The 25,300-nt window shown below is 72.0% G+C and carries 29 protein-coding genes; 11 read left to right on the top strand and 18 right to left on the bottom strand.

Features of this window, described 5'->3' with window-relative positions:
* The first annotated feature begins 196 nt into the window (after positions 1-196).
* The gene (locus AC5YDV_RS08940; RefSeq protein WP_496182970.1) at positions 197-886 is read left to right on the top strand and encodes a CGNR zinc finger domain-containing protein; all 690 of its coding nucleotides are present in this window, start codon (positions 197-199) and stop codon (positions 884-886) included.
* On the opposite strand, the gene AC5YDV_RS08935 is transcribed toward AC5YDV_RS08940, so the two are convergent.
* From AC5YDV_RS08935 to AC5YDV_RS08920, 4 genes are all read right to left on the bottom strand, one after another.
* The gene (locus tag AC5YDV_RS08935) at positions 828-1,784 is read right to left on the bottom strand and encodes an acyl-CoA thioesterase (RefSeq protein WP_496182969.1); all 957 of its coding nucleotides are present in this window, start codon (positions 1,782-1,784) and stop codon (positions 828-830) included. The two genes, AC5YDV_RS08940 and AC5YDV_RS08935, sit on opposite strands and share 59 nt — an antisense overlap.
* Positions 1,784-3,928, bottom strand: a complete 2,145-nt coding sequence (gene malQ, locus AC5YDV_RS08930) for a 4-alpha-glucanotransferase (protein ID WP_496182968.1) — start codon at positions 3,926-3,928, stop codon at positions 1,784-1,786. The genes AC5YDV_RS08935 and malQ overlap by 1 nt, the downstream gene beginning before the upstream one ends.
* 39 nt (positions 3,929-3,967) lie before the next feature.
* Positions 3,968-4,462, bottom strand: coding sequence for a MarR family winged helix-turn-helix transcriptional regulator (locus AC5YDV_RS08925; protein ID WP_496182967.1), 495 nt, complete (start codon positions 4,460-4,462; stop codon positions 3,968-3,970).
* A 94-nt stretch (positions 4,463-4,556) separates the two neighbouring features.
* Positions 4,557-5,924 carry an MFS transporter gene (locus AC5YDV_RS08920; protein WP_496182966.1) on the bottom strand — a complete coding sequence of 456 codons (1,368 nt, stop codon included), beginning with the start codon at positions 5,922-5,924 and terminating at the stop codon, positions 4,557-4,559.
* Positions 5,925-5,965: 41 nt separating this feature from the next.
* Here AC5YDV_RS08920 and AC5YDV_RS08915 point away from each other — a divergent pair, with 41 nt between their 5' ends.
* From AC5YDV_RS08915 to AC5YDV_RS08905, 3 genes are read left to right on the top strand one after another with little or no spacing between them, the layout of a single operon-like run.
* Complete coding sequence (locus AC5YDV_RS08915) at positions 5,966-6,250, top strand: DUF3039 domain-containing protein (protein WP_496182965.1); 285 nt, start codon at positions 5,966-5,968, stop codon at positions 6,248-6,250.
* Positions 6,247-6,747, top strand: coding sequence for a SixA phosphatase family protein (locus tag AC5YDV_RS08910; protein ID WP_496182964.1), 501 nt, complete (start codon positions 6,247-6,249; stop codon positions 6,745-6,747). The genes AC5YDV_RS08915 and AC5YDV_RS08910 overlap by 4 nt, the downstream gene beginning before the upstream one ends.
* Entirely contained in the window at positions 6,744-7,358 is a 615-nt protein-coding gene (locus tag AC5YDV_RS08905; RefSeq protein WP_496182963.1) for a hypothetical protein, read from the top strand. The genes AC5YDV_RS08910 and AC5YDV_RS08905 overlap by 4 nt, the downstream gene beginning before the upstream one ends.
* On the opposite strand, the gene ahcY is transcribed toward AC5YDV_RS08905, so the two are convergent.
* Genes ahcY through AC5YDV_RS08870 form a run of 7 tightly spaced genes read right to left on the bottom strand, consistent with a single transcriptional unit; the run spans position 7,352 to position 13,097 of the window.
* Complete coding sequence (gene ahcY, locus AC5YDV_RS08900) at positions 7,352-8,767, bottom strand: adenosylhomocysteinase (RefSeq protein WP_496182962.1); 1,416 nt, start codon at positions 8,765-8,767, stop codon at positions 7,352-7,354. The two genes, AC5YDV_RS08905 and ahcY, sit on opposite strands and share 7 nt — an antisense overlap.
* Positions 8,768-8,773: 6 nt before the next feature.
* Positions 8,774-9,637 (bottom strand): 3-methyladenine DNA glycosylase, encoded by an 864-nt coding sequence (locus AC5YDV_RS08895; protein ID WP_496182961.1) that lies wholly within the window; start codon positions 9,635-9,637, stop codon positions 8,774-8,776.
* On the bottom strand, positions 9,634-10,080 hold the full coding sequence (locus AC5YDV_RS08890; RefSeq protein WP_496182960.1) for a type II 3-dehydroquinate dehydratase: 447 nt from the start codon (positions 10,078-10,080) through the stop codon (positions 9,634-9,636). The genes AC5YDV_RS08895 and AC5YDV_RS08890 overlap by 4 nt, the downstream gene beginning before the upstream one ends.
* Before the next feature lie 40 nt (positions 10,081-10,120).
* A complete protein-coding gene (locus AC5YDV_RS08885) occupies positions 10,121-11,164 on the bottom strand; it encodes an SIS domain-containing protein (protein WP_496182959.1) in 1,044 nt (347 codons plus the stop codon).
* A complete protein-coding gene (locus AC5YDV_RS08880) occupies positions 11,161-11,361 on the bottom strand; it encodes a Trm112 family protein (protein WP_496182958.1) in 201 nt (66 codons plus the stop codon). Before AC5YDV_RS08880 ends, AC5YDV_RS08885 begins: the two co-directional genes overlap by 4 nt.
* Complete coding sequence (locus AC5YDV_RS08875; protein ID WP_496182957.1) at positions 11,358-12,716, bottom strand: phosphohexomutase domain-containing protein; 1,359 nt, start codon at positions 12,714-12,716, stop codon at positions 11,358-11,360. The genes AC5YDV_RS08880 and AC5YDV_RS08875 overlap by 4 nt, the downstream gene beginning before the upstream one ends.
* Before the next feature lie 9 nt (positions 12,717-12,725).
* Complete coding sequence (locus tag AC5YDV_RS08870) at positions 12,726-13,097, bottom strand: DUF3499 domain-containing protein (RefSeq protein ID WP_496182956.1); 372 nt, start codon at positions 13,095-13,097, stop codon at positions 12,726-12,728.
* A 69-nt stretch (positions 13,098-13,166) separates the two neighbouring features.
* Here AC5YDV_RS08870 and AC5YDV_RS08865 point away from each other — a divergent pair, with 69 nt between their 5' ends.
* Positions 13,167-13,613 (top strand): metallopeptidase family protein, encoded by a 447-nt coding sequence (locus tag AC5YDV_RS08865; RefSeq protein ID WP_496182955.1) that lies wholly within the window; start codon positions 13,167-13,169, stop codon positions 13,611-13,613.
* Here AC5YDV_RS08865 and AC5YDV_RS08860 read toward each other — a convergent pair.
* The 3 genes from AC5YDV_RS08860 to AC5YDV_RS08850 form a co-directional block, all read right to left on the bottom strand.
* Positions 13,610-13,864, bottom strand: a complete 255-nt coding sequence (locus AC5YDV_RS08860) for a WhiB family transcriptional regulator (protein ID WP_496182954.1) — start codon at positions 13,862-13,864, stop codon at positions 13,610-13,612. The two genes, AC5YDV_RS08865 and AC5YDV_RS08860, sit on opposite strands and share 4 nt — an antisense overlap.
* 121 nt (positions 13,865-13,985) lie before the next feature.
* Positions 13,986-14,717, bottom strand: coding sequence for a hypothetical protein (locus tag AC5YDV_RS08855; protein ID WP_496182953.1), 732 nt, complete (start codon positions 14,715-14,717; stop codon positions 13,986-13,988).
* Positions 14,718-14,728: 11 nt separating this feature from the next.
* On the bottom strand, positions 14,729-15,805 hold the full coding sequence (locus AC5YDV_RS08850) for a mannose-1-phosphate guanylyltransferase (protein WP_496183019.1): 1,077 nt from the start codon (positions 15,803-15,805) through the stop codon (positions 14,729-14,731).
* Positions 15,806-15,840: 35 nt separating this feature from the next.
* On the opposite strand from AC5YDV_RS08850, the gene AC5YDV_RS08845 reads away from it, so the two are divergent.
* Positions 15,841-16,524 (top strand): TIGR03089 family protein, encoded by a 684-nt coding sequence (locus AC5YDV_RS08845; RefSeq protein ID WP_496182952.1) that lies wholly within the window; start codon positions 15,841-15,843, stop codon positions 16,522-16,524.
* A gap of 29 nt (positions 16,525-16,553) precedes the next feature.
* Entirely contained in the window at positions 16,554-17,393 is an 840-nt protein-coding gene (locus AC5YDV_RS08840; RefSeq protein WP_496182951.1) for a serine hydrolase, read from the top strand.
* Positions 17,394-17,432: 39 nt separating this feature from the next.
* Here AC5YDV_RS08840 and AC5YDV_RS08835 read toward each other — a convergent pair whose 3' ends face one another.
* From AC5YDV_RS08835 to AC5YDV_RS08825, 3 genes are all read right to left on the bottom strand, one after another.
* On the bottom strand, positions 17,433-18,977 hold the full coding sequence (locus tag AC5YDV_RS08835) for an LCP family protein (protein WP_496182950.1): 1,545 nt from the start codon (positions 18,975-18,977) through the stop codon (positions 17,433-17,435).
* Between the two features lie 88 nt (positions 18,978-19,065).
* On the bottom strand, positions 19,066-19,560 hold the full coding sequence (gene purE / locus AC5YDV_RS08830; protein ID WP_496182949.1) for a 5-(carboxyamino)imidazole ribonucleotide mutase: 495 nt from the start codon (positions 19,558-19,560) through the stop codon (positions 19,066-19,068).
* The gene (locus AC5YDV_RS08825; RefSeq protein WP_496183018.1) at positions 19,553-20,809 is read right to left on the bottom strand and encodes a 5-(carboxyamino)imidazole ribonucleotide synthase; all 1,257 of its coding nucleotides are present in this window, start codon (positions 20,807-20,809) and stop codon (positions 19,553-19,555) included. Before AC5YDV_RS08825 ends, purE begins: the two co-directional genes overlap by 8 nt.
* Positions 20,810-20,823: 14 nt before the next feature.
* Here AC5YDV_RS08825 and AC5YDV_RS08820 point away from each other — a divergent pair, with 14 nt between their 5' ends.
* Positions 20,824-21,537 carry a Type 1 glutamine amidotransferase-like domain-containing protein gene (locus AC5YDV_RS08820; RefSeq protein WP_496182948.1) on the top strand — a complete coding sequence of 238 codons (714 nt, stop codon included), beginning with the start codon at positions 20,824-20,826 and terminating at the stop codon, positions 21,535-21,537.
* Positions 21,538-21,539: 2 nt separating this feature from the next.
* On the opposite strand, the gene AC5YDV_RS08815 is transcribed toward AC5YDV_RS08820, so the two are convergent.
* Positions 21,540-21,971 (bottom strand): GtrA family protein, encoded by a 432-nt coding sequence (locus AC5YDV_RS08815; protein WP_496182947.1) that lies wholly within the window; start codon positions 21,969-21,971, stop codon positions 21,540-21,542.
* A gap of 40 nt (positions 21,972-22,011) precedes the next feature.
* On the opposite strand from AC5YDV_RS08815, the gene AC5YDV_RS08810 reads away from it, so the two are divergent.
* The 3 genes from AC5YDV_RS08810 to AC5YDV_RS08800 are packed head-to-tail and all read left to right on the top strand — an operon-like array spanning position 22,012 to position 25,274.
* Positions 22,012-22,641, top strand: coding sequence for an alpha/beta fold hydrolase (locus AC5YDV_RS08810; protein ID WP_496182946.1), 630 nt, complete (start codon positions 22,012-22,014; stop codon positions 22,639-22,641).
* A 3-nt stretch (positions 22,642-22,644) separates the two neighbouring features.
* Positions 22,645-23,172 (top strand): hypothetical protein, encoded by a 528-nt coding sequence (locus AC5YDV_RS08805; RefSeq protein ID WP_496182945.1) that lies wholly within the window; start codon positions 22,645-22,647, stop codon positions 23,170-23,172.
* On the top strand, positions 23,169-25,274 hold the full coding sequence (locus AC5YDV_RS08800; RefSeq protein ID WP_496182944.1) for a bifunctional polysaccharide deacetylase/glycosyltransferase family 2 protein: 2,106 nt from the start codon (positions 23,169-23,171) through the stop codon (positions 25,272-25,274). The genes AC5YDV_RS08805 and AC5YDV_RS08800 overlap by 4 nt, the downstream gene beginning before the upstream one ends.
* Positions 25,275-25,300 lie beyond the last annotated feature (26 nt).

Genomic DNA, 25,300 nt, shown 5'->3' with positions numbered 1-25,300 from the left:
GTGTTTCCCAGCTCTTGCTGGTGGAGGTGCTCGGAGCGTCAAGGGAGCGCGCCTCCCGTTGACGCTCCCGGACGTTCCACCAGCAAGACCTGCACCCTCCCCCCATGCCCCCGCGCCGCGGGCGGCCCGTGGGGTTGTCCACAGGCGTGACCCGAGTTGGTGGCCCCGAGTCGCGCGCCGGCGTCAGGCTGGGGGCATGCCGCACCCCGACGCCCTCGGCTTCCTGCTGGCCCTCCTGGCCGCGCGCGCGAATCCGCATTCCTCGGCCAAGCCCTTGCACCCTCTGGAGCTCGCGGACGTCGGCCGCGCCCACCACGTGCGCCTGCCCGTCTGGGATGACGCCGCCTGCACGGAACTCGAGCACGCCACGGCCACGGACGCCCTCACGACGCTCCGCACCCAGCTCACCGACGCGCTCCTCGGCGAGGACGCCTCGGCCGGGCGCGAGGTGCTCAACCGGTGCCTCGACACTTGGGGGGCCCTCGTGGCGCTGGAGGAGGAACTGGGCGAGCACGAACTCCCCGGTGTCGAGGTGAAAGCGTCCGTGTTACCGCCGGTGCCGCTTGCCACATGGCATGCGCGGGTACCGGGCACCCCGATCGACACGGGCGAACGCTGCCCGAACACGGGCCCGTTCCTCCTCGCCGTCGCGTCGGTGCTCCTGACCGAGGCGGCCAACATCCACCTGAGCGGTTGGGTCGAGCGGGTCCGGGCCTGCGCCGCCCCGGACTGCCGCGCCGCGTTCATCGACGCGGGGGACGCCGGGCGCCGGCGGTTCTGCTCGGCCCGGTGCCGGGCGCGCGAGTCGGCCCGTGGGCGGGCCCGGCTCAGCTTGCTTGGGGCTCGTGCGGAACCGGACGCCCCAAGCGGGACCGGATCTCGATGAGGTCCAGGGCGTGGCGCTCGAGGGCGCGGTCCTCGGGGAGGCGCGGCACCCAGGGGCGCACCTGCTCCTCGTTGTCGTCGTGGTCGAGGGCGGTGTAGACGATCGTGCAGTGCGTGGTGGTCTGCAGTTCCGTACCCCGCGGGTCGCCGGACCGCACAGAGACCGACACGTGCATCTCGGCGCCGTCGGTGTAGATCAGGCGGGCGTCCACCTCGACGAGGTCCCCGATGAACATGGGCCGGTAGAAGCGGAACCCACCGGCGTAGGTGGCCCGCGCGTGCCCGTGGTACCACCGCTCGGCGACGAGCTTGCCCGCCGTCATGATCCAGTGCATGACGTAGCCGCCGTGCACCTTGCCGCCCCAGTTGACGTCCGTCGGCGCGGCGAGGAAGCGCAGCGTCTCGCGGCAGGTCTCGGTGGCTTCGGTGTACGCCTGCACCGCCATGGCGTCCTCGACCTCGCGGCGCACCGCCGACAGGACCTGGGCGCGCTCGTTCTCCTCGCGCTCCCAGTCGTCCTGGGGCGTGAACGGGGGCACCGGCGTCGGCCTGCCCTCGGAGTCCATGGCCACGAAGACCAGCAGGCACTGGGTGTTCGTGACGCTGACGTCGTCGCGGGGGTTGTGGCTGGTGACGGTGCACACCACCTGCAGGGACGTCCGACCGGTGTAGACCACCCGCGCCTCGACCTCGACCATGTCGCCGACGTTCACCACCCGGTGCAGGTGGATGTTGCCCACGTACCCCGTCACCGCGTAGTGGCCCGACCAGGCCGCGGCGGCGGCATAGCCTGCCTTGTCGATCCACTCCAGGATCTTGCCCGCGCCCACGTAGCCCCGGACGTTGGCGTCCATGGGGGCCGCGAGGAATCGGAGGGTCACTGCCTTCTGGCCGGCCATCAGCGTCGTCCCATCGTGTGCACCGAGAAATCGTTCATCACGGCGGCCAGGCGGGCCGCCCGTTCCGATGTGTAGACCTCCTCGAGGCTGAGGGGCAAACCATCTGGACCCGAGAGGGGAACCCGCCAGTTGGGGTACTCGTCCACGGTGCCCGGCTGGTTCTGCGTCCGGCGGTCGCCCACGGCGTCCGTCAGGGCGGCCGACAGGACCCGTGCCGGCGACGCAACGATCCACCGGTGCATCGCGAGCACCTTCTCGGCCACGTCGGTCTCGTCCCCGGCCTGGAACCCACGCTCCACGAGGGCCCTGTTCCAGGACTGGAAGGTGCGTTCGGCCAGCGCCAACTCCTCGTCCAGCGACTCGGTCAGGATGCCGAGGGAGTGCTGGAGCCTGATGTGGTCCAGGGCCAGGTAGCCGGCGGTCGGCGGCATGTCGTGGGTGGTCACCGACGCCATGCAGTACTCGCGGTAGGACTCCGGGGGCAGGGGCTCGCCGTTGCCCTGCATCTCGAACCACGCCACCGAGGTGCCCAGGATGCCGCGGTCCCGGAGGTAGTCACGCACCCAGGGTTCCACGGTGCCCAGGTCCTCGCCCACGACGAGCGCGCCCGCGCGCTGTGCCTCGAGCAGCAGGATGCCGACCATGGCCTCGTGGTCGTAGCGGACGTAGGCCCCCTCCCCCGGGGCCAGGCCCTGCGGGATCCACCACAGGCGGAACAGGCCCATGATGTGGTCGACGCGCAGGCCGCCGGAGTGGCGCAGGTTGCCGGCCACCATGGCGCGGAAGGGCGCGTAGCCCAACTCCTCCAGCCGGTCCGGACGCCAGGGCGCCTGGCCCCAGTCCTGCCCGATCTGGTTGTAGTGGTCCGGCGGGGCCCCGACACCGATGCCCTGGGCGAAGGCATCCCCCAGCACCCAGGCCTCGGCGCTGATCGTGCTGACGCCGACGGCCAGGTCGCTCATGATGCCGACGCGCATGCCGGCACCCTTGGCGGCCGACTGCGCCTCGCGCAGCTGGTTGTCGGCCACCCACTGCAGCCAGACGAAGAAGTCGACCTCGCGCGCGTACTGGGCCGCGAAGGCCGCCACCTCGGGTGAGCTGGGTCGCCGGTACTCGGCGGGCCACTCGCGCCAGTTCAGGCCGAAGTGGCGCACGAGCACGCACCACGTCGCGAACTGGGTCAGGGTGCGCCCCTCCCCGCGGACGAAGCTCTCCTTGGCCATCGTGCGGACCTCGGACAGGCCCTCGTCGTAGATGATGCGCAGGGCGTCCAGCTTGGCCGGCCACACGCGGTCGCGGTCGATGCGGTCCGAGCCGGCCAACTCCCGGTCGAGGTCGGCCTTGAGCCGGGCCACGCGCCCCCGCTTGTCGTCGCTCAGGCGGGCGTACTCGGGGATCAGCTCCGGACGGATGTACAGCGGGTTGATGTACCGGCGGGAACTCGGCAGGTACGGGGACGGCTCGAGAGGGGGCCCGGGCTGGGCCGCGTGGAGCGGGTTGACCAGCACGTAGTCGGCGAAGTGCTGGGTGCCCGACCAGGTCGCGAGGTCGGACAGGTCGGCGAGGTCGCCGATCCCCCAGGACTCCGTCGAGCGGACGCTGTACAGCTGGGCCGCGTAGCCCCAGATCCGGCGGTCGCCCAGGGACGCGGGGAAACCCAGGAAGTGCGGGGTGACCACGAGCGTCCCCTCGGTGGTGCCGGACGGGGTCTCCAGCACCAGGCGGTGGTAGCCCGTCGGCAGGTCGCCGGGGACCATGAAGGTCGCCTCGCCGACCAGTGCGCCGTCGATGTCTCGATCGGGTTCGTTGTTCTCGACCTGCCAGCCGTCGCGCTGTCCGCCCTCCTCGAGGCGGACGTGGACGGCCGCTGCCTCCCCCGCGGGAACGTGGACGACGACCGGGGTGGGGTTTCCCGTCTGCAGGACGGTGCAGGGCGGCAGTGCGCGGCGCCACGCGCGGAGCCCGTGCTCGGCGAGGGCGTGGTGGGCCGCCTCGTCGGTGGAGGCGTCCACCCCCATCCCCGCCAGGATGCCGATCACCGTGGCGTCCGACACCTCGGTGAGCCGCCCCTTCCAGTCCCAGAACTCGGTCGAGATGCCGAAGGCGGCGGCGAGGTCCGCGAGCACGCGGTTGGTCAAGGGCATGGGCATCACCCTATTGCAGGGCGACGACCCGCACGAACGTCACACGTCGTTGGACTCGAACGGCTGGACCAGCCGGCGCAGCAGGTCCGCCACCTGCTGGCGCTCCCCCGCCGACAACCCGGCGAGGATCTGCTGTTCCCGGTCGACCAGGTCGGCCAGCGCCGCCTCGACGATCGCGCGCCCCTCGGGCAGCAGGCGCACCCGCACGCCGCGGCGGTCACGAGGGTCGGGGAGGCGCTCCACGAGGCCGCGCTCGGTCAGTCGGTCGATGCGGTTGGTCATGGTGCCGGAGGTCGACAGCGTCTGCTGGATCAACTGGCCGGGCGACAGCTCGTACGGCGGCCCCTCGCGACGCAGGGCGGCCAGCACGTCGAACTCCCAGGTGTCGAGGTTGTGCCGGGCGAAGGCGTCACGGCGGGCGAGGTCGAGGTACCGGGCCAGCCGGCTGACCCGCGAGAGCACCTGCAGCGGTCTCACGTCGATGTCGGGGGTCTCCCGCGCCCAGGCCTTGAGGATCCGGTCCACTTCGTCCATCCAACACCTCGCTCCCGCAGCAAGAATCTCCACATCGAGATTGATCGTGGTGAGATTCTAGCCACCGCGGCGCCCCCGCAGCAGGGATGGCGGGTCACGAATCGGCGACGGAGAGCGAGTGGTTCTCCACGTGCCCGATGCGCAACGACGCCAGCAGCCCGACCGCGGCCGTGAGGGCGAGCGCCGTCATGAGCCAACCGAAGGTGACGGCGTCCGGGGCGACCGGGTCCAGGGCGGCGAAGATCGTCCCGGCCGCGCCCGCGAGGACCGCGTTCCCGGCCGTCTCCCCCACCTGCAGGGAGCTGGTGTTCCGGCCGAGCTCGGCCTCGGTCGACAACTGCATGGTCGCCAGCGACGTCGAGGAGCTCTGGAGTCCCATGCCCAGGCCCGCCAGGACACTGCCCACCGTGGGGAGGACCAGGTCGGCGCCGCCGATCCACCCGCTCACGGCCAGCAGCGCCACCCCGGCCGCAACGAAGCCCACGCCGGCGACGATGATCCGGTCGCGCGACAGGCCCACCCACGGACGGGCCTGGAGCCACGACCCGCCCATCCAGCCCACCGAGCCGACCGTGATGACCAACCCCGCCACCGCCAGCGGGGCACCGCGTCCCGTCAGCATGAGGGGGAGGAAGGCCTGGGCACCGAAGAAGGTCCCCGACACGAGCAGGCGTGTGTTGACCACCGAGGGCAGGCCGGACGCCGTGGGCGAGAACCCGACCGGCATGAGGCGTCGGTACCACACCCCGAGCAGGACGATCCCGAGCCCCAGCCAGACCAGCGAGGTGGGCTCCAGTCGCTGCCCGGCCACTTGGAGCGCCGCGATCCCGAGCGCCACGGCGAGGGCCGCGTGGGTGGGGACCGGGGTGGCCGCACCCTCGGCGTCCGGCTGCTCGCGCGTGCTGAGGTGGGCGAGCCCGGGCGCCATCAGGGCGACGCCCACCAGCACGAACGGCAGGACCGCCCAGAACACCCAGTGCCAGGAGAACGTCTCGCTCAGCCACGCGGCGATGGCCGGCCCGACGAAGGAGGGGAGCATCCAGCAGGCGGAGTACCACGTCATGATGCGGGCACGCTCGGCCGGGTCGAAGGCGATCGCCGTGACGACCATGAGGGTCAGGTTGACCGCTCCCCCACCGAGTCCCTGGACGAACCGGCCGAGCAGCAGCACCAGCATGGTGGGGGCGAGCGCCGCCACGACGACACCGAGGGCGAAGACGACCAGTCCCACCAGCAGGGGGGCCACCGGCCCGATCGCGTCGGTGACGCGTCCGGCCACGACGATCGCGATGAGCTGGGCGATCATCACGGTCGTGAAGGCCCACGCGTAGAGGTGGAGATCCCCCAGGTCGACGGCGGCGGCCGGCATGGCGGTCACGACGGCCATCCCCTCGAACGCGACGGCGGTCACGCACGTCAACAGCCCGATCGTCAGGCTGCGCCGGGAGGAGGATGAGGACACGGACAGCCATTCCACCACCCATCCGGCCTAGGATGAAATGCATGACGCAGCTCACACCCGCTCCGGGTTCGCAGACGATCGTCGACGAGCGCACCGATTTCCGGCTCGACGAGGGCGACCACGAGCGCTTCAGCCACTACGTGGCCAAGAACAAGCTGACCGAGGCCATGGTGATGGGAACCCCGGTCGTCGCGCTGTGCGGCAAGGTCTGGGTGCCGAGCCGCAACCCCGACCGGTATCCCGTCTGCCCCGAGTGCAAGGAGATCTGGGAGTCGTTCCGCGGCAACGAGGGTGGCGACGGCAACGGGGGCGGCGAGGAGTCATGACACGCCCGCGGACGATCGTCGTCGTCCGGCACGGCAAGAGCTCCTGGCGCACGAACGACCCGGACCTCGCGCGGCCCCTGTCGCCCCGGGGCACCCGCGACGCCGTCGTGGCGGGCCAGCAGCTCGCGCGCCTGGCCTTCGACGTCGCCCTGGTCTCCCCCGCCACCCGCGCCCAGCAGACGTGGCAGGCCCTGCAAATGGGTGGGGTGTCCTGTGCGGACGTCCGGACGACCGACGAGCTCTACCACGCGTGGACGTCCGACGTGGTCGACGTCCTGCGCGGTCTCCCCGCCTCCGCCGAGACGGTGCTGCTGGTGGGCCATGAACCGACCTTGAGCGACCTGGTCCTGACCCTGTCGGCGGCGTCCGCCCACACCGCCTCGATCCAGGAGAAGTTCCCCACCTCGGCCATCGCCGTCCTGGCCCACCACGGCGACTGGGACGAGCTGGGCCCGGCCGAGGCGGAGCTGGCCGCCTTCGAGATCCCCCGCGGATGACCTGGGTCGAGGCCGTCGGCTATGCCGCCGCCGCCCTGGTGGCGGCGTCCTACCTCACGAGGTCCCGCAACCGGCTGCGCTGGGTGTCGCTGGCTGCCTCGATCCTGTTCGTGTCGTACGGCGTCCTGATCGGCGCGTGGCCGGTGTTCTTCGCCGGTGTCGCGGTGGCGGTGGCGAGCACCATCGGCCTGCGGCAGGAGCGGGCCAGGGCCGCTTCGGCCACCACGGTCGTCCCGATCGACCCCGGTACCCCGTTCCTGGTCGACTACCTCGCCGCGAACGCGGACGAGATCGCCAACAGCCAACCCGACTACCACCCGTCCGAGCACGACACGTTCATCCGCATCGTCAACCGGGACGGCCTGCCCGCGGGCGTCCTCATCGCCGAGCCGGCCGGGAGGGAACTCCTGGTCAAGCTCGACTACGTGAGCCCGGCCTACCGTGACAGCGTGAGCGCGACCTGGCTCTTCGGTCGCGGTCGCGCCACATTCACGGACGCGGGCTTCACCCGGCTCGTGGCGCACGCCCACACCTCCGTGCACCGCAACTACCTCGAGCTCGTCGGCTTCCGCCGCGAGGGCGCCGCCTACGCCCTCGACCTGGCTCAGTAGCGGTAGTTCTCGGCCTTGTAGGGGCCCTCGACGCTGACGCCGAGGTAGTCCGCCTGGGTCTGCGTCAGGGTCGTGAGCTTCACCCCGAGGCTGTCGAGGTGCAGCCGGGCGACCTCCTCGTCCAGGTGCTTGGGCAGCACGTGGACGCCGGTCGGGTACTCGTCGGGCTTGGTGAACAGCTCGATCTGGGCGAGCACCTGGTTGGTGAAGCTGTTGCTCATCACGAAGCTCGGGTGGCCGGTCGCGTTGCCCAGGTTGAGCAGGCGCCCCTCCGAGAGGACGATCACGCCGTGGCCGTCGGGGAAGACCCACTGGTCGACCTGAGGCTTGATCGTGTTGCGCTGGATGCCGGGGGTCGCCTCGAGGCCCGCCATGTCGATCTCGTTGTCGAAGTGGCCGATGTTGCCCACGATGGCGTTGTGCTTCATCGCGGCCATGTGGTCGGCGGTGACGACATCGCGGTTGCCCGTGGTGGTGATGACGATGTCGGCGACTCCGACGACGTCCTCCAGGGTGGTCACCTGGTAGCCGTCCATGACGGCCTGCAGCGCGCAGATCGGGTCGATCTCGGTGACGACCACGCGAGCGCCCTGGCCCGACAGGGCCTCGGCCGCGCCCTTGCCGACGTCGCCGTAGCCGCACACCACGGCGACCTTGCCGCCGATCAGCACGTCCGTGCCGCGGTTGATGCCGTCGACGAGGCTGTGGCGGATGCCGTACTTGTTGTCGAACTTGCTCTTGGTGACCGAGTCGTTGACGTTGATCGCCGGGAACAGCAGGGCCTGGGCGCGGGCCATCTCGTAGAGGCGGTGGACGCCGGTCGTGGTCTCCTCGGTGACGCCGCGGATGCTGTTGGCCAGCGACACGAAGTCGAGGGAGGACGCACGCAAGCTCTGCAGGACCACCTTCCACTCGGCGGAGTCACCTGACTGCGGCTCGGGGACCGCGCCCGCCTTGGTGTACTCCACGCCCTTGTGCACGTAGAGCGTGGCGTCGCCGCCGTCGTCGAGGATCATGTTGGGCCGGCGTCCGCCCCAGTCGAGGATCTGCTCGGTGCACCACCAGTACTCCTCGAGCGTCTCACCCTTCCAGGCGAACACCGGGACGCCGCGGGGATCCTCCGGGGTCCCGTCGCGACCCACCACGATCGCCGCGGCGGCGTGGTCCTGGGTGGAGAAGATGTTGCAGGACGCCCAGCGCACCTCGGCGCCGAGGTCGACCAGCGTCTCGATCAGCACCGCCGTCTGGACGGTCATGTGCAGGCTGCCCGCGATGCGGGCCCCGGCCAGCGGCTTGGAGTCGGCGTAGCGTGCGCGCATGGCCATCAGTCCGGGCATCTCGTGCTCCGCGAGCGTGATCTCCTTGCGTCCGAAGTCGGCCAGGGTCAGATCGGCAACCTTGTAGTCCACGAGGGGTCAGCCTACCCCGAGCAACTCGTCGCAGGCCGCCACCAGCCGCTCGCGCACCGCGTCCCCGAGCGCCGCGATCCGGCGCTGCTCGGCGACGTAGGAGGCCTTGCCCTCGGGTGTCTCGACGGGGATCGGCTCCAGCCCCAACGGGCTCAGGTCGTACGGGGCGGCCCGCATGTCGAGGTACCGCGCCTCGCGGGCGACCGCCAGCGCGTCCATGACGAGGCTGCTCGGGACGCCGGGGGAGAGCTTGTACGCCCACTTGTAGCAGTCCATCGTGGCATGCAGGCAGCCGGGCTGCTCGAGGTCGACCTTCCGCTCCCGCGTCGGCGCGAAGGCGTTGCGCGGCACGGCCTCCGGTGTGAAGAAGCGGAACGCGTCGAAGTGCGTGCAGCGCAGCTGGTTCGCCTCGACCACGGCGTCCGTGCCGTCGTGGCCCAGGCGGAGTGGCCAGCCGATGTGCCGGACGTCCTCGGGCGCCGCGCGGTGGACCATCGCCCACTCGTGCAGGCCGAAACAGGACCACTGCCCGGGCCGCTCGCGCGTGCGGGCCAGCAGGTCGCGCACGAAGCGCACCGTGCCACCGCGCCGGGCCAGGAAGCCGGCGACGTCGAGCCTGACGCCGTCGGCCGTCCGCTCGTAGTGGCGCCACCCGGCGTGCTCGTCGGCACCCTCGAGCGTCACGCCCGGCCCGGGGTGCCAACGGCGCAACTGTCCCGGTGTGTGGCTGTAGTAGGTCCACCGGAAGTCCTCGACGGGGTGCTTCACCCCGCGCCGGCGCCGGTCGAGGTGGTGGGACGCCAGCGCGTCCACCCGGGCGGCGTGCGCCTCCGCGAGCGGACGCCACTCCTCCTCGGGGAGGACGGTCACGACTCGGGAGCGTCCAGGACGGCGAGCGACGCCAGGTGGGCCAGCGCCAGGTCGTAGCCCCCGAGCCCGAGGCCCATGATCGTGCCCACCACGTACGGGGAGATGACGAGCCGATGGCGCCACTCCTCGCGCGCGTGGACGTTGCTGATGTGGACCTCGACCACCGTGGGCACCTGCACCACGGCGTCCGCGATCGCGTAGGAGTAGTGCGACCACGCGCCCGGGTTGATGACGACGGCCCAGTCGTGCTCGGCGGCCTCGTGCAGCCACGCGACCATCTCGCCCTCGGCGTCCGTCTGGCGCACCTCGACGTCGAGGCCCAGGCCCTTGCCGGTCGCGACGAGGTGCTCGGCGAGCTGGGCATGGGTGGTGGCACCGTACACCTCGGGCTGGCGACGACCGAGACGTCCGAGGTTGACACCGTTCAGGACGAGAACCTTCATGCGGGTCATTCTGTCAGGCTCCGCGCCCGGAGGCCCGGGCTCAGGATTCGCTGGGAAGCGACCCCGCCCGTGGGCCGCCGCCGTCTCGTCCCAGTCCGATCTGCAGGTACGCCGCCGCGAACAAGCCCTTGGCGAGGACGGTGGCATAGCGCTCCAGGGGTGACCCGGTCGTCTGCGCGAGGGTACTGACCCGGACGTCCACGAGGCGAGCGTTCTCCTCCAGTGCTGCGCGCTGCTCCGCGTTGGCGGCGTCCTCGTAGCCGTCGTCGACGACGACCAGGGTCGGACGGGCCTCCTCGGACACCTCGAACGGGTCGGCGAAGGGATCCCGGAGCGCGGTGCCGGCCAGGATCGGCGCGAGGTCCGCGGCATCGGCCGCGAGCGCGATGCGACCGGACGCCGTGCGCACGGCCGCGGCGATACGGCGGGACGCGCGCGCAGCGAGCACCGATCCTCCCCAGATGAGGGGTTGGGCGTCCGCGAGCTCGATGGCGAGGGCCTTGGCCGGATTGGCGGAGATGTCGATGGAGTGGCCGGACTCCGCGGCGACCCCGTCGAGGGACTCCGCCACCGCGTCCGTCGAGACCGGCTCCGCCAGCCCCATCCGGTGCAGGGCCGCCATCGCGATGATGGCGGCGGGAAGCGGGTCACCGGACGACACGGGCAGCAGGGTGGTGGCCCGGGACTCCGACTGGCGGGCCAGCAGGGAGTCCTCCGCCGCGGTGACGATGACGCGACTGCCCCGGCGCAACGCCTCGTGCACGCACGTGAGTGCGGCGGGCCCGCCGCCGAGGACGACGACCAGGTCGAGCGGGCCGACCCAGCCGGGCAGGCCCAGGCTGGGCCACGCGACGAACGGGACGGGACACACGGGCTCCAGGACGGCGCGCAGCAGGCGCGCCTCGGGCCCCACCGCGATGATCGCGCGGGGACGCTCGTCGGACGACAGCGTCTCGATCGCCGCCTGGGCCGCGGTCGCCTCGCGTCGCAGCCGTGCGCCGGCTTCGGCCAAGGGCCGGATCAACCGGTCGGCGCCGAGCAGCACCTCCTCGTCGTCGAGGCGGCCGTCGTCGAACGCGCTCACGCCTCGGCCTTCGGGGACGGCTCGGGCGAGCGTGCCTCGTCCACCACCAGGATCGGGATGCCCCCGCGAACCGGGTACGCCAGCCCGCACTCGGGCGCGGTGCATACCAATTCCGACGCCTCGTACGCCCAGGTCAGCGGCCCGTGGCAGGCCGGGCACACCAGCAGTTCCAGGACTCCGGGAACCAGGTCACTCATCGCTCTCCTCCTCGGATCACACCCAACGCCTCGTCACGCAGCCCCGCCATGGTGGCCGCGTCGCGCGCCTCGACGTTGAGCCGCAGGAGCGGCTCGGTGTTCGACGGGCGGACGTTCACCCACCAGTCATCGCCGGACACGGTGATGCCGTCCTCGTCATCGATGGTGCCACGGCCGGCGAAGGCGTCCCGGACACGGTCGAGCACGGGTGCGACGGCGGGAACGGTGGAGTTGATCTCACCGGACGCCTCCCAGCCCGCGTACCGGGCGGCCAGTTCGGACATGGACGCCGCACCATGGCCCAGCATGGCCAGCACGTGCAGGGCGGCGAGCATGCCGGTGTCGGCACCCCAGAAGTCGCGGAAGTAGTAGTGGGCCGAGTGCTCGCCGCCGAAGATCGCCCGGTGCTCGGCCATGTGCGCCTTGACGGAGGTGTGGCCGACGCGACTGACGACGAGCGTGCCACCGAGGGCGTCCACCACCTCCCCCACGGAACGCGAGGTGATCTTGTTGATCACGATGGTGCCGCCGGGCTCGCGCGCGAGTTCCTGGGCTGCGATCATCGCGGTCACCACGGACGGCGCGACGACCTCCCCGCGCTCGTCGATGATGAAGCAGCGGTCCGCGTCCCCATCGAAGACGAGCCCGACGTCGGCCCGGTGCTCCCGAACCGCGGCGCGCGCGTCCTCGAGGTTCTCGGGGATCAACGGGTTCGGCATGTGGTTCGGGAACGTGCCGTCGAGGTCGAGGTAGAGGCCGATCAGGTCCAGGCCCAGCGGCCCCAGCACCGCCGGGGTGGTGAGCCCGGCCATGCCGTTGCCGGCGTCCACGACGACCTTCAGCGGACGCAGCCCGGACAGGTCCACGAGCGCGTGCAGGTGCTCGGCATAGCCGGCCATCACGTCGAGGCTGCGGTACCCGCCCTGCTCGGCGACCGGCGGAACGATCTCGCCCATGGCCAAGTCACGGAGCCGGACGAGCGACTCGGCGGAGACCGGCGCCGCACCGGGCAGGCAGAACTTGACGCCGTTGTACTCGGCGGGGTTGTGCGAGGCCGTGAACTGGACGCCGTGCAGGCCCAGGGTGCCCGAGGCGTACCACAGGGCATCCGTGCTCGTCAGGCCGACGTCCACGACGGACGCGCCCTGGCCGCGGGCCCCCTCGGCGAAGGCGGCGGCCACTTCGGGCCCGGTCACGCGCATGTCGCGCCCCATGACGAACTCGGCCCCGGCGAGGTTGAAGACCCGCACGAACGCCGCGCCCACGGCGCGGACGCCCTCGAGGTCCCACTCCGCGCCGTCGACGCCGATCACGCCACGGATGTCATTGGCCTTGAAGATGGTCTGGGTGAGCACCCGTGAAGCCTATCGGTTCGGGTCCGCGGGATCCGCCACGATACCGAGGTGCCCCTTGCGGCGACTCAGGTGCGGCTCGGCGAGCACCTGCGCCGTGCGCGGCTCGTCCCACGTGAGGCCGACCTCGCGGACGGCGTCCGCGAGCGCGAGCAGGTCGTCGTGGGTGTGGGCGGGGCCACCCTCCTCCAACGGAAGGCGGATCAGCTCCCAACCGCGCGGGGTGCTCAGGCCGGCGGAGTGGTCCCGGCACAGGTCGTGTGTGCCGGGTTCGTGCCGGAGCGCCAGCGGCCCCACCACGGCGGCACGGTCGGCGTAGGCATACGTCAGGGTGGCGACGGCCACCTGCTGGCACCCGGTCCGGGAACACTGCCGCTGCTTCACCCGCAGCACGGTACTCGCCCGACGTGCCGGTCGAGGGCTGCGACACCCGCCACGGCTAGAGTGGCTCCCATGCTCAGGAGTCGCGACCGCCACAACCGGGGGCTGCGCGGACGCCTGGCGTGGCCGAACCCGTACACCGGCTCACCGGTGCCGATCCGGTCGCGGCAGTCCAAGGCCGAGTTCTTCACGATGTGCGTCCACGATGCCCTCGCCCAGATCAGCGAGCACTGCCCGCGCGCGCTGGCCGGCATGGACGTCGGCATCGAGGACGTGCCGGACGTGGGCGTCGGCTGGACGCAGGACCGAGTGCCGCTGGCCGCCGCGGTGTCGGCCCTCCCGGACCGCAACGGTCAGGTGGTCGTGTTCCGCCGCCCGCTCGAGCGCCGGGCCCAGACGCGTCAGGGCCTGCGGATCCTGGTGTTCCGGACGATCGTGGAGCAACTCAGCGAGGCCACCGCCATCCCGGTGGACGAGATCGACCCGCAGGGTCATCGCGAGGACGACGACTGGGACTAGATCGCGCGGCGCTTCAGCTTGCGGCGCTCGCGCTCCGACAGGCCTCCCCAGATGCCGAACCGCTCATCGTGGGCGAGGGCGTACTCCAGGCACTCCGAGCGGACGTCGCAGGTCTGGCAGACCTTCTTGGCCTCGCGGGTCGAGCCGCCCTTCTCGGGGAAGAAGGCCTCGGGATCGGTCTGCGCGCACAGCGCGCGCTCCTGCCAGCCGAGCAGGCCCTCCTCGATGTCGACAATCGTGAGTTCTCGCATTCGGTGGACCCTCCTCGACTCGCCGACGACAATGCTTGACACTCGAATTACATCCCTGTCGTTACCTTCCCGTCAAGCCGCTTGTGCCAATCTGTCGACAAATTCTCCCTGCGGGTCCACCTCAGGCACCGTCCTCCGGGGGGTTGTGGGGGCCTGTGGCGTCGGCGTCCTCTCCCGGCCCACCGGTCTCGAGGGGCGCGGGCGCGGGGCGCTCGACGGGGTGCCAGCCCGACCCCTCGCCCGGCACGCCGTGAGCGGTCGGACGCGCTCCGCTGGCGGCGTCGCTGGCTGACGTCCAGACCGCACCGGTTGCCGCGTCCGGCCGCCAGGTGGGGGCCGACGGGGACGCCTCGGCTGCGTCCGGCACACCCGGCTGGACGGCTGCCTCCGCGGCGGGCGCCCCGCCCTCGACCTCGATGCGCCCGGCGTTCATGCCCCGTCGGATGAGCCAGAGGGCAACCATTCCGACCGCCTTCAGGATGATGTCCAGCAACCCCCCGAGGGCCTCCAGCACCAGGGCGAACGTGCCCGCGGAGGCCGGGAGGCCGAGCACCGCCCCGACCACGGTGAGCAACGTCCCCGTCGTCACCACGGTGGACGCCGCCGTGACCAGACGCCTCGCCGACGGAACCGGGGCGTGGAAGACGCACGCGATGACGAGGGCGACGAGGGCGAGCACCAGGGTGAGGCTCATCGCTTCCAGCGCCACTTCCTCGGCCGCCACCGCGAGCGACACCCCGCCGACCGTCAGCGCCAGCGTGGAGCGCACCAGGGCCAACACGATGCTGGCCGCGGTCACGGCCACCATGATCCAGGCGGCCGGTTCGCGCAGGCGCAGGAGGTTCTCGAGCATCACTGCGCCCCTCAGGTGAAGTCCGGGCCCGCGGCGTCCGCCACGGCCGCGACGATGGCCTTGACGGCCTCGGCGCCGGCCAAGGTGGTGACGAGGGTGGCGTCCGGCGTGTGGACGACGACCATGCCCTGCACCCCGGACACGGCGACGACGTGCTCGCCGACCGTGTTGATCACGAGGTTGTCGGAGGCGTCGTTGAGCACGGCCAAGCCGTCCACCACGTTGCCGTCGGCGTCCGCGGCCAGGACCTCGGCGAGGCTCGCGAAGCCGCCGACGTCGCGCCAGTCGATCGGGAGGGCCACCGCCACGACGTGCGCGGACGCGCGTCCCTGGGACACCGGCTCCATGATCGCGAAGTCGACCGAGGTCTTGCGCAGCGTGGGGAAGATCTCGCCCAGGCGATCCGGGGAGTCCGCGAGTTCCAGGACCGACGCGTGCGTCTCGGGTTCCAGGACCGCCAGTTGGTCGAGGAACGTCGCCGCACGCCAGACGAACATGCCGGCGTTCCACCAGTACTCCCCCGACGCCAGGTAGGCGGCGGCCGTGGCGGCGTCCGGCTTCTCGCGGAACTCGCGGACGGCGCACGCGCTCGGGAAGCCCTCGACGGCCTCGCCGCGGTGCAGGTAGCCGTATCCGGTGTGTGCCGAGGTGGGGACGACCCCCAGGGTGACGAGCGCCTTGCCGTCGGCCTCGGCGACGGCGAAGGCCTCCTCCAGCGCCTCGACGAAGGCGTGCACGGGCTCGATGAGCTGGTCGGCGGTCAACTGAGCGACCACCGCGTCCGGGTCGCGGCGCGCCAGGACGGCGGCCGGCCACGCGGCGGCGTTGAGGGAGTCGCGCCCGACGGGCTCGCCGAGCAGGTTGCCGGGAGCGACCGCGGGAAGGTCTTCACGGACCGCGTCGAGGTACGGCGCGCCGGTCACCACGAGGACGCGCTCGGCCGGCACCAGACGCGTGGCCCTCTCGAACGCCAGGCGCAGGAGGCTCGTGCCACCGATGAGCTTGAGCAACTGCTTGGGGGTCCCCCGCCTGGACAGGGGCCACAGACGCGTGCCGGAGCCACCGGCCATGATCACCACGTACCGCATGAGGGGCATGCTAGCGGCCTCCTATGCTGGGGCCCGTGAGCCCACTCCGTCCCGTCAGCGCCCACCTGGACCGACTCGTCCGCGTCGCGGGGGGTGCGCCGCTGGTGACCCACTACGGGCCGGCGGGCGAGCGCACCGAGTTGTCGGTGGCCAGCTTCGCCAACTGGGTGGCCAAGACGGTCAACCTGCTCGACGACCTCGGGGTTGACGAGGAAGCCGTCGTCTCGCTCCCGGTGCTGGCCGAGCGCCCCGCCCACTGGATGGGGCTGGTGTGGCCCTTCGCCCTGTGGCAGGCCGGGCTCGCGGCCACCCTGCGGGACGACGCGGACGTCGCCGTCATCGGTCCCACCGACCCGGCACCGGTCGCACCCACGACACTGGCCTGTTCCCTCGACCCGTGGGGCCGTGCGCTGACCGGCCTGCCCGCCGGCGTGGTCGACTACAGCTCCGAGGCCCTCGCCCAGTCGGATGCGGCGCCCATCCGCCCCGGCGCGCCGGACTCGCCCGCCTGGTCCGACGCCGAGCGCACCGTGACCGTGGCTGACGTGGCCGCGCTCGAGCCGATCACGGACCGGGTGTTCGCCCGGCCGACCTCGGCCTGGCAAGCCGTCTCCCTCCTCGCGCGCGCCGTCCTCGGCGGCGGCTCCGTCGTGTTCAGCGAGTCCGCCGGCGATCCGGCGCGCACCGCGTCGGCCGAGAAGGCGCGGGTGGTGGCATGAGCCGACCCACAGCTCGTAAGGATCCTGCGATGCCCGTGTCCCGCCGCCACCTGCTGCTCGCCACCGCCGCCACGGCCCTGGTGGCGGGCTGTTCCCGAGGGCCCGCCCCGCTGCGGACGCCCACCGCGGCGCCGACGGGCACCGTCCGGGGGCAGCTCCAGGCGATCATGGACGCCTACGGCGCCAACACCGACAAGCTCGGCCTGTCGGTGAAGGACCTGCGCACCGGACAGGAGTTCTCCTGGCGCGGCGACTTCATGTCCAACTCGGCGTCCATGGCCAAGGTGATGATCGTGTTGATGGCGCTCACCAAGGCGCGGAGGGCCGGGGAGGAACTCAGCTTCGAGAACTACGGCCGGGCGTCCCGGGCGATCATCGACTCCGAGAACGACCCCGCCGACGAACTGTGGGAGTGGGCCGGCGGACGGGACGCCTACACCGCCCTGGCGCACGACCTGGGCCTGCCGAACACGCGCGGCAACCCCGAGAGCGAGTTCTGGTCGTGGACGACCACCACCCCCAACGACCAGCGCCTCCTGGCCGACCTGCTCGTGCACGGGAGCCCGGCCGTCCACCACGAGGACCGGTTGTACCTGCTGGACCTCATGTCGAAGACGAACCCCGACCAGACGTGGGGCATCGGCCACGACAAGGGGAAGGACGTCGAGGTCAGCATGAAGAACGGGTGGGTGCAGTTCAAGAGCATCGACAACCTGTGGGGTGTGAACTCCATGGGACACGTGACGGGCGAGGGCCGCGACTACGTGGCCGCGATCATGACCCGCATGCCGACCTTCGAGGAGGGGCGCGCCCTGGTGGACGCCATCGGTGCCGACCTGTTCCGGATCCTCGAGGGCGAACTCGCCTGAGGGCGAACTGGACTGAGGGCGAACTGACCTGAGGGAGGGTCAGCCGACGCCGCAGATCGCCGTGAGGTCGCCCGTCGCGCGCTCCTGGCTGAACTCCGCCCCGGTCTTGGGTGCCGTCGCCGCCACGACCGGCGCCACGGGTTCGGGTGCCGCGGGCTGTGCGGGCGCGGGCGCCGCGGCTTCGGACGCCGCGGGCGCCGCCGGTTCGGCCACCGCGGACGCCGCAGGTTCGGACGCCGCGGGAGCGGCCTTCGCCGCGCGGGCGGCCTCGTCGTCGAGCCGCCGCGAGGAGGCGATCGCCTCCTTGACCGTCGACCTGATCAGCGCGAAGTCGGGCTTGACCGGCTCGATCAGCGGCGGCGCGAAGCTCACCGAGGCGATGGGGAGGCGACGGCCGGCGTCCGCGAGCTCGGCGAGCCGGACCAGCTGGGTGGTCGGCACGTCGGTCCGCACCATCGAGCTGCCGGCCGCGGCGAGTTCGGTGAACCGGGTGATGACGTTCAGGGGGGTGACCTGCTTGGCCATCGCGTTGACCACGCACTTCTGCCGCGCCATGCGCTCGTAGTCGGAGGATCCGTGTCGCGAGCGCGCGAACCACAAGGCCTGGAATCCGTTGAGGTGCACGTCCTCCCCGGGCTGGATGTACCCCTCGACCTTCGCCGAACCCCCGCCGATCGGCACCGCCTTGGCGATGTCGAGCGTGACACCGCCCAGGGCGTCGACGAGGGACTCGAAGCCCCGCATGTCGACCATCGCGTAGTAGTTCACCTTGAGGCCGAGCGTCTCCGAGACGACGCCCCGGACCTCCTTCAGGCCGGGGTCGGCGACGCCCTTGAACAGGTCGGGGTGCTTCTCGGCCTCGGAGTGGACGGCGTTCAGCAGGCAGCTCTCGTCCTCGCACCAGTAGCCCTTGGGGTACAGCTTCGCGAGCGGTGAGGTCTTGGGGAAGGGCGCCCACTGGAGGTTGCGGGGCAGGCTGAACAGGACCGTGCGTCCGGTGTCGACGCTCACCGAGGCCACCATCATGGTGTCCGTGCGGATCCCGGGGCGGTCGGGCTCTGCGTCCACCCCCAGCAGCAGGACGTTGAGGCGTCCGTCCACGGCGGCGGCGTCCCCGCCCCCACCGAAGACCGCCCCGAAGAGCTCGGCCTGGCTGCGCGACACGGCGGAGGCCTGCACCGATCCGAAGCCGACCGCGAGGGCGAGCAGCCCGGACAACACGGCCATCCCCCACCCGCGGGTCCCCATCTGGGTCGGCCGTGAGAGCCGCCAGGCGTCCAGCAGCAGGAGCGCCCACCCGACGCCCAGCACCAGCACCACGACCGACCCCATCCACTGGGTCACGGGGTGCGCGTAGAGGGCCAGGGCCCAGTCGCGGCGGACCAGGATGAGTGCCGCGAACGCCAGCGCGACACCGACGACGGACATCCAGACACGCAGGGCGAACCGGCCCAACCCGAGGCCGCCGGCGACCACTTGGGCCGAGCCGGGCACCAGCAGGGTCAGTACCAGCAGCGACACGCCGCGCCGGAACGCGATGCGTTCACTGCGCTGACGTGCCGTGGGCACGATCGCGTCGGACATACCTCACCTCTGGGGGAAGACAGCAGGAGCAGGTTTTCCCCCAGTGTGGTGGGTCGGACGGCGCCAGGGGCGCAGGCCGCCCGGCGTGTCAGTGTCCCCGGACGTTGGCGCCCTTGGCCGTCGCCGCCGCGCGCAGCTCGTCCTGGAAGTGGAGCATCCTCGCCGTCAGCGCCGCGTCACCGGCCGCCAGGATGCGGACGGCCAGCAGGCCCGCGTTGCGCGCGTTGCCGATGGCGACCGTCGCGACCGGAACCCCGGCGGGCATCTGGACGATCGAGAGCAGGGAGTCCATGCCGTCGAGGTACTTCAACGGCACGGGGACGCCGATGACCGGCAGCGGCGTCAGGGCGGCGAGCATGCCGGGCAGGTGGGCCGCTCCCCCGGCCCCGGCGATGATGACCTTGAGGCCGCGCGCATGGGCCTCGCGCCCGTACCGGACCATGTCCTCGGGCATCCGGTGCGCACTGACCACGTCCGCCTCGTACGCGACGCCGAACTCGGCGCACGCCTGCGCCGCGGCCTCCATCGTGGGCCAGTCGGAGTCCGACCCCATCACGATCCCGACGAGGGGCTGATCAGCCATGGCTCCTGCCTTCCAGGTGGTCGGACGCCGCACGCGCGGCCTCCTGGGTGGTGGCGACGTCGGCGCCGCACACGGTCACGTGGCCGACCTTGCGGCCGGGCTTCACCGACTTGCCGTAGAGGTGGACGCGAACGTCGGGGTTGGCGAGCACGACGCCCAGCGACCCGACCAGGTCGTCGTTGTCGCCGCCGAGGACGTTGCTCATCACGACGACCGGAGCCGTCATTGCGGTCGAGCCGAGCGGCAGGTCCGCGACGGCCCGGAGGTGGTTCTCGAACTGGCTGGTGACCGCGCCCTCGATTGTCCAGTGCCCGGTGTTGTGGGGGCGCATCGCGAGCTCGTTCACGACGACCTCACCCCCGGGGCGTTCCATCAGCTCCACGGCGAGGACGCCCACCACGCCGAGTTCATCGGCGACCCGGGTGGCGAACGCCTGGATCTCGGACGCGCGGTCGTCGGGGAGCCCCGGGGCCGGCGTCGTGGTCTCGTGGCAGATGCCACCGCGTTGCACGGTTTCGCTCACGGGGTAGGCGACCGACTCCCCGCCCGGACGCCGCACCACCAGCACGCTGAGCTCGCGCGTGAACGGGATGAACTCCTCGGCGACGATGACGACCTGAGCCTCGTCGTCCGTGGAGGGAGCGTCCGTGAGTGTGTCTGAACCCTCCACCCGTTCCGTCGGCCCCAGCGCACGGCCCAGGGCCGCGAAGGGCTCAGCGGCGCCTTCGGGGCCGGCGACCTTCCACACGCCCTTGCCGTCGTAGCCGCCACGGGACGTCTTGGCGACCAGCGGCCACCCGATCTCGTCGCCGAACGCGACGAACTCCTCCGCCGTCCGGGTGACGCGCCACGCCGGCGCGGGGATGCCGAGCTCGGTGAGGCGCTCGCGCATCACGGCCTTGTCCTGCGCGTGGACGAGCGCGTCCGGGCCGGGGCGGACGGCGACGCCGGCGTCCTCCAGCCGGCGGAGCAGCGCGACCGGGACGTGCTCGTGGTCGAAGGTCACGGCGTCCGCTCCCTCGGCGAAGGCGACCAGGGTGTCGACGTCCGTGTAGTCGCCGACCTGCGCGCGCGGGACCACCTGGGCCGCGGAGGTGCCCTCCGCCTCGGCCAGCAGCCGCACCCTCAGTCCGAGCGGCGTCGCCGCCTCATTCATCATCCGGGCGAGCTGCCCGCCGCCCACGATGCCGATGGTCAGGTCCGTCACGGGCGAAAGGTTACTTGTCTTCGCATTCGGAGGGCGGTCGATGCCAAGGTGGCGACATGACCGCTCACATCGTCGCGATGGGTGGTGGCGGGTTCGCAACATCGGAGCTGGGAGCCCCCACCAACCTCGACCGTTACCTCGTCGAACTGACCGGGAAGGCGGCGCCCCTGGTCTGCTTCGTCCCCACCGCGTCCGCGGACGATCCCCAGTACATCAACAAGTTCCTCGTGGCCTACGGCACGCTGGGCATCCGCCCGATGGTGCTGACCCTGTGGCAGGACGCGGCCAACGCGGTGTCCCGCATCCAGGAGGCCGACCTGATCCTCGTCGGGAACGGCGCGACGGTGAACGCGCTGGCCCTGTGGCGCGCCCATGGCGTCGACCGTGCGATCGCGCGGCGCTACCAGACCGGCGACGTCGTCCTGGCCGGGACGGCGGCCGGCGGCAATGTCTGGTTCGACGGGTGCGTGACCGACTCCTTCGGCCCCTACCGCGCCTATCGCGGTGGCCTGGGCCTCGTCCGCGGCAGCTTCTGCAGCCACTTCGCCAACGAGGACGGCCGCGTGGCGGTCTACACCGACGCCGTGGCCGCCGGTGACCTGCCGGGCGGGTACGCCGCGGACGACGGCGCCGGCGTCCACTTCGTCGACGGCAAGCTCGTGGGCTGCATCGCCGAGGAGTCAGGCCAGCGGGTGTTCTCCGTGCAGCCGTCCACGCTGCCCACGGCGTCCGGTGTGTTGGTCGAGCAACTGCCGGTCGAGGTCCTCTGACGTCAGCGGAAGATCCACATCCGCTGGACGATGAAGTTGACCGTGGTGGCCAGCCCCTGGGCCACCACGAAGCCGACGACTTGGGCCGCCGCCGTGCCGAACCGGGCCTCCAGCGGCGGGAAGGCCAGCGCGAAGGTGCCCACCTGCAGGGCGAACGTGAGGGCGTACAGCGTCGCGACCGCGGCCAGCTTGCGCCGGCTGCCGTCGGACGCGAAGGTCCACCGGCTGTTGATCGCGTAGGCGGTGAGCGTGCCGAACACCCAGGAGACGGCCTTGGCGGCACCGGGGGACAGCCCCAGCGCCATGCCGGTCACGAGCACGCTGTAGTCGACGATGGCCGAGACCCCGCCCGTCATGACGAACCGGAACAGCTGGGTCCGCAGCGGCAACTGGGTCTCGGGCGTCGCCACGTCGGCATCCGGCTCCTTGGTCACCGGACGATTCTCCCACGGACACTCCCGTAGATTGACCTCCATGCGTCTCCTCGTCCTCCTCCACGGCCTCGGCCAGACCCCGCAGTCCTGGCAGGACCAGGTCACGGTGCTCCCCGCCGGGTTCAAGGCCGTGGCGCCCTGGCTCAAGGGGACGCGCCCGGGCCGCCCCGAGCAGTTCTCGGTGCAGGGAGCGGCCGACGACGTGCTCGCCCTGCTCAACCAGCACGGTGTCGACCAGATGTCCCTGGTCGGTGTCTCCTTGGGGGCGGTGGTGGCGCTCGACGCCGCCATCCGAGCTCCCGAGAGCGTCTCGCACTTGGTCCTCGCCGCCGGCCAGGTGAACCCGCCGAGGTCTGTCGCGCGCATGCAACGCCTCGCCTTCTCCCTGGTTCCGGAGAAGAAGCTCGCCGCGCTCGGGATCCAGAAGAAGAGGTTCCTCCAGGCCCTGGACGAGGCGGCCCAGATCGACTATCGCTCCCACCTGCGGGAGGTCCGCGCCAAGACACTCGTGATCGCGGGCTCGGCCGACCGGCCGGGCCTGGCCGCCGCCCGTGACCTGGCGGCCGGCATCGCCGGGGCGCGGCTCGAGGTCATCGAGGGAGCCGGCGCGCAACCCAACGTCGATGCCCCGCAACGGTTCAACGACCTGCTCGACTCCTTCCTGGGCTGAGCCGTGCGCACGAGTCGACTCCCTCGTCGAGCCCGGGCGCGTGCCGTGTTCGTGGACGAGTCCGGACGACGCCTGGTGCACCTGCGCGGGGCGACCTGGACCGCTGCCGTGGTGCTGGCGGCGTTCGTGGGCACGGTGGCCCTCGCCCTGCTCGGCTCCCTGGGGGCCCCGGGTCGCTGGATCGCGCCGCCCATCGAGGTCCCAGCGACCGCCGTGGTGGGCACCGCGTCCAGCGCCCCCGCGACCACGCCGCGGCCCCACACGTCGCCGCTGACGGGGACGTCCGGCCTGGCCCTGCCCGCCGCAACGGCCAGGCCGAGAACCGGAACGACGGCGCTCCCGCCGCGAGGGGGGACGCCCGCGCCCGCACCGACCGCCGCGGCGCCGGCACCCTCCCCCGCCGCGCCGGCGCCCGCGCCCAGCGCGGCGGCACCCGGCCCCACCGCGGCCGCGCCGTCGCCCACGCGGAGCCGCGGGTCGGCGCCGAGCGTGCCTCCCGGCCAGACCCGCCGACCGGTGCCGTCAAGATGAGCAGCACCCGTCGCGAGGACCTCGGCGTCCACTGGATCCTCCTTGCCGTCGCCCTCTCCGTCCTGGCGATCGGCCTGGTGATGCACCTGCCCGTCGCGCTGATGGACCGCGAGCTGTACCGGCCCCTGCCCGCTGGGACGGCGAGCCAGCCACCCCGAGCAGTGCTCGACGGTGGGCCGGGGATCGGGCTGGCGGACGGACGCCCGACCCTGCTCACACCGCGCGAGCGGACCATCGCCCTGACCTTCGACGACGGCCCCGACCCGACGTGGACGACCCAGGTGATGGACGTCCTGGAGCGGCACGGGGTGCGCGGTACTTTCTTCGTGCTCGGCGACCAGGTCGTGCGGAACCCCGCGCTGTTGGGGCAGGTCGCGCGACGGGGCCACGAGATCGGCGTCCACTCGTTCACCCACCCCAACCTCGGCGTGGCCCCGCCGTGGCGCGTGCGCCTCGAGACCCGCGCCACCCAACTGATGATCGAGGGGGCGACCGGCACCTCGCCCGCCCTGTTCCGACCGCCGTACTCCTCCACGAACCGGGCCATCGACGACGCGGCGTGGTCGACCATCCGGCTGACCGCTGAATCCGGTTACCTGACGGTGCTCACCACGCGCGACTCGCGCGACTGGGAGGCCACCGATCCGGACGCCGTGGTGGCGGGCCTCACCCCCACCGACGACGCGGGCCAGGTGTTCTTGTTCCACGACGGGGGCGGTGACCGCACGGTCACGATCGAGGCGTTGGACCGGTTGATCCCCCTGCTGCAGGCGCGCGGGTTCACGGTGGGCACCGCGAGTGGCGCGCTGGGGCTCGCGAGGGCCTCGTCCCCCGCACCGGCGTTGAGCCTGGCGGTCGGGGGCGTCCTGGTGTGGGGCCTCTGGGCGAGCTCGACGCTCGTCTCCCTCGTCTGGATCGGGATGGTGGCGGCCGGTGGACTCGCCGTCACCCGTGCGGTCGTGCTGCTGGTCGCGGCCGGCCGGCACCGCCGCGTCACCGCCACACGTCCGTCGGCGCCCCCGACCGGCCCGGTCACCGTCATCGTGCCGGCCTACAACGAGGCCGCCGGGATCGAGGCGGCCGTGCGGTCCATCGCCGCGTCCTCGCCGCCGGTGGAGGTCATCGTGGTCGACGACGGCTCCACCGACGACACGGCGGCCATCGTCGAGCGACTCGCCCTTGCCGGTGTCCGGCTCCTCCGGCAGGCCAACGCGGGCAAGCCTGCGGCGCTCAACTCCGGCCTGGCCGCCACCCGGACCGAGCTCGTCGTCATGGTGGACGGCGACACGGTCCTCGAACCCGACACCGTGGCCCGCCTCGTCCGGCCCTTCGCCGACCCGCTCGTGGGGGCCGTGTCAGGCAACGCCAAGGTGGCCAACCGGGGCGGCTTCCTCGGACGCTGGCAGCACATCGAGTACGTCATCGGGTTCAACATGGACCGACGTTGGTACGATCTCGCCGGCTGCATGCCGACCGTGCCGGGCGCGGTGGGAGGGTTCCGCACGGCTGCGCTGCGCGGCGTCGGCGGCGTCAGCGGAGACACGCTGGCCGAGGACACCGACCTCACCATGGCACTCGGGCGGGCCGGGTGGCGCGTCGTGTACGCGGACGACGCCCTCGCCTGGACCGAGGCACCCGCCACCCTGCGGGCCCTCTGGCGCCAGCGCTACAGATGGTGCTACGGCACCCTCCAATCGATGTGGAAGCACCGCTCCGGCGTGCACGACCCCGGCGCCGGGGGGCGTTACACCCGGCGCGCCCTGGCGTACATGACCGTGTTCCAGGTGCTCATGCCGTTGCTCGCGCCCGCCGTCGACCTCTTCGCGCTCTACGGGCTGCTCGTGCTGGACCCCGTCCGGATCCTGGGTGTCTGGCTCGGGTTCCAGGCGCTGGACCTGGTGGTGGCGACGTACGCCTTCGGCGCCGACAGGGAGTCACGCCGCCCGTTGTGGGCGCTTCCCCTCACCCAGTTCTGCTACCGGCAACTGCTCTACCTCGTGGTCATCCAGTCCCTGGCCACCGCAGTGGCCGGCACGCGGCTCCGCTGGCACCGCGTGGAGCGGTACGGCACCTTCGACCTCCCCCCGAGCCCCACCGCGTAGACCTGGCCGCCCAAGCCCCGGGCCGG

This window comes from Propioniciclava sp. LT432 (genome assembly GCF_059515965.1).
This window is presented reverse-complemented; position numbering and strand designations above follow the sequence as displayed.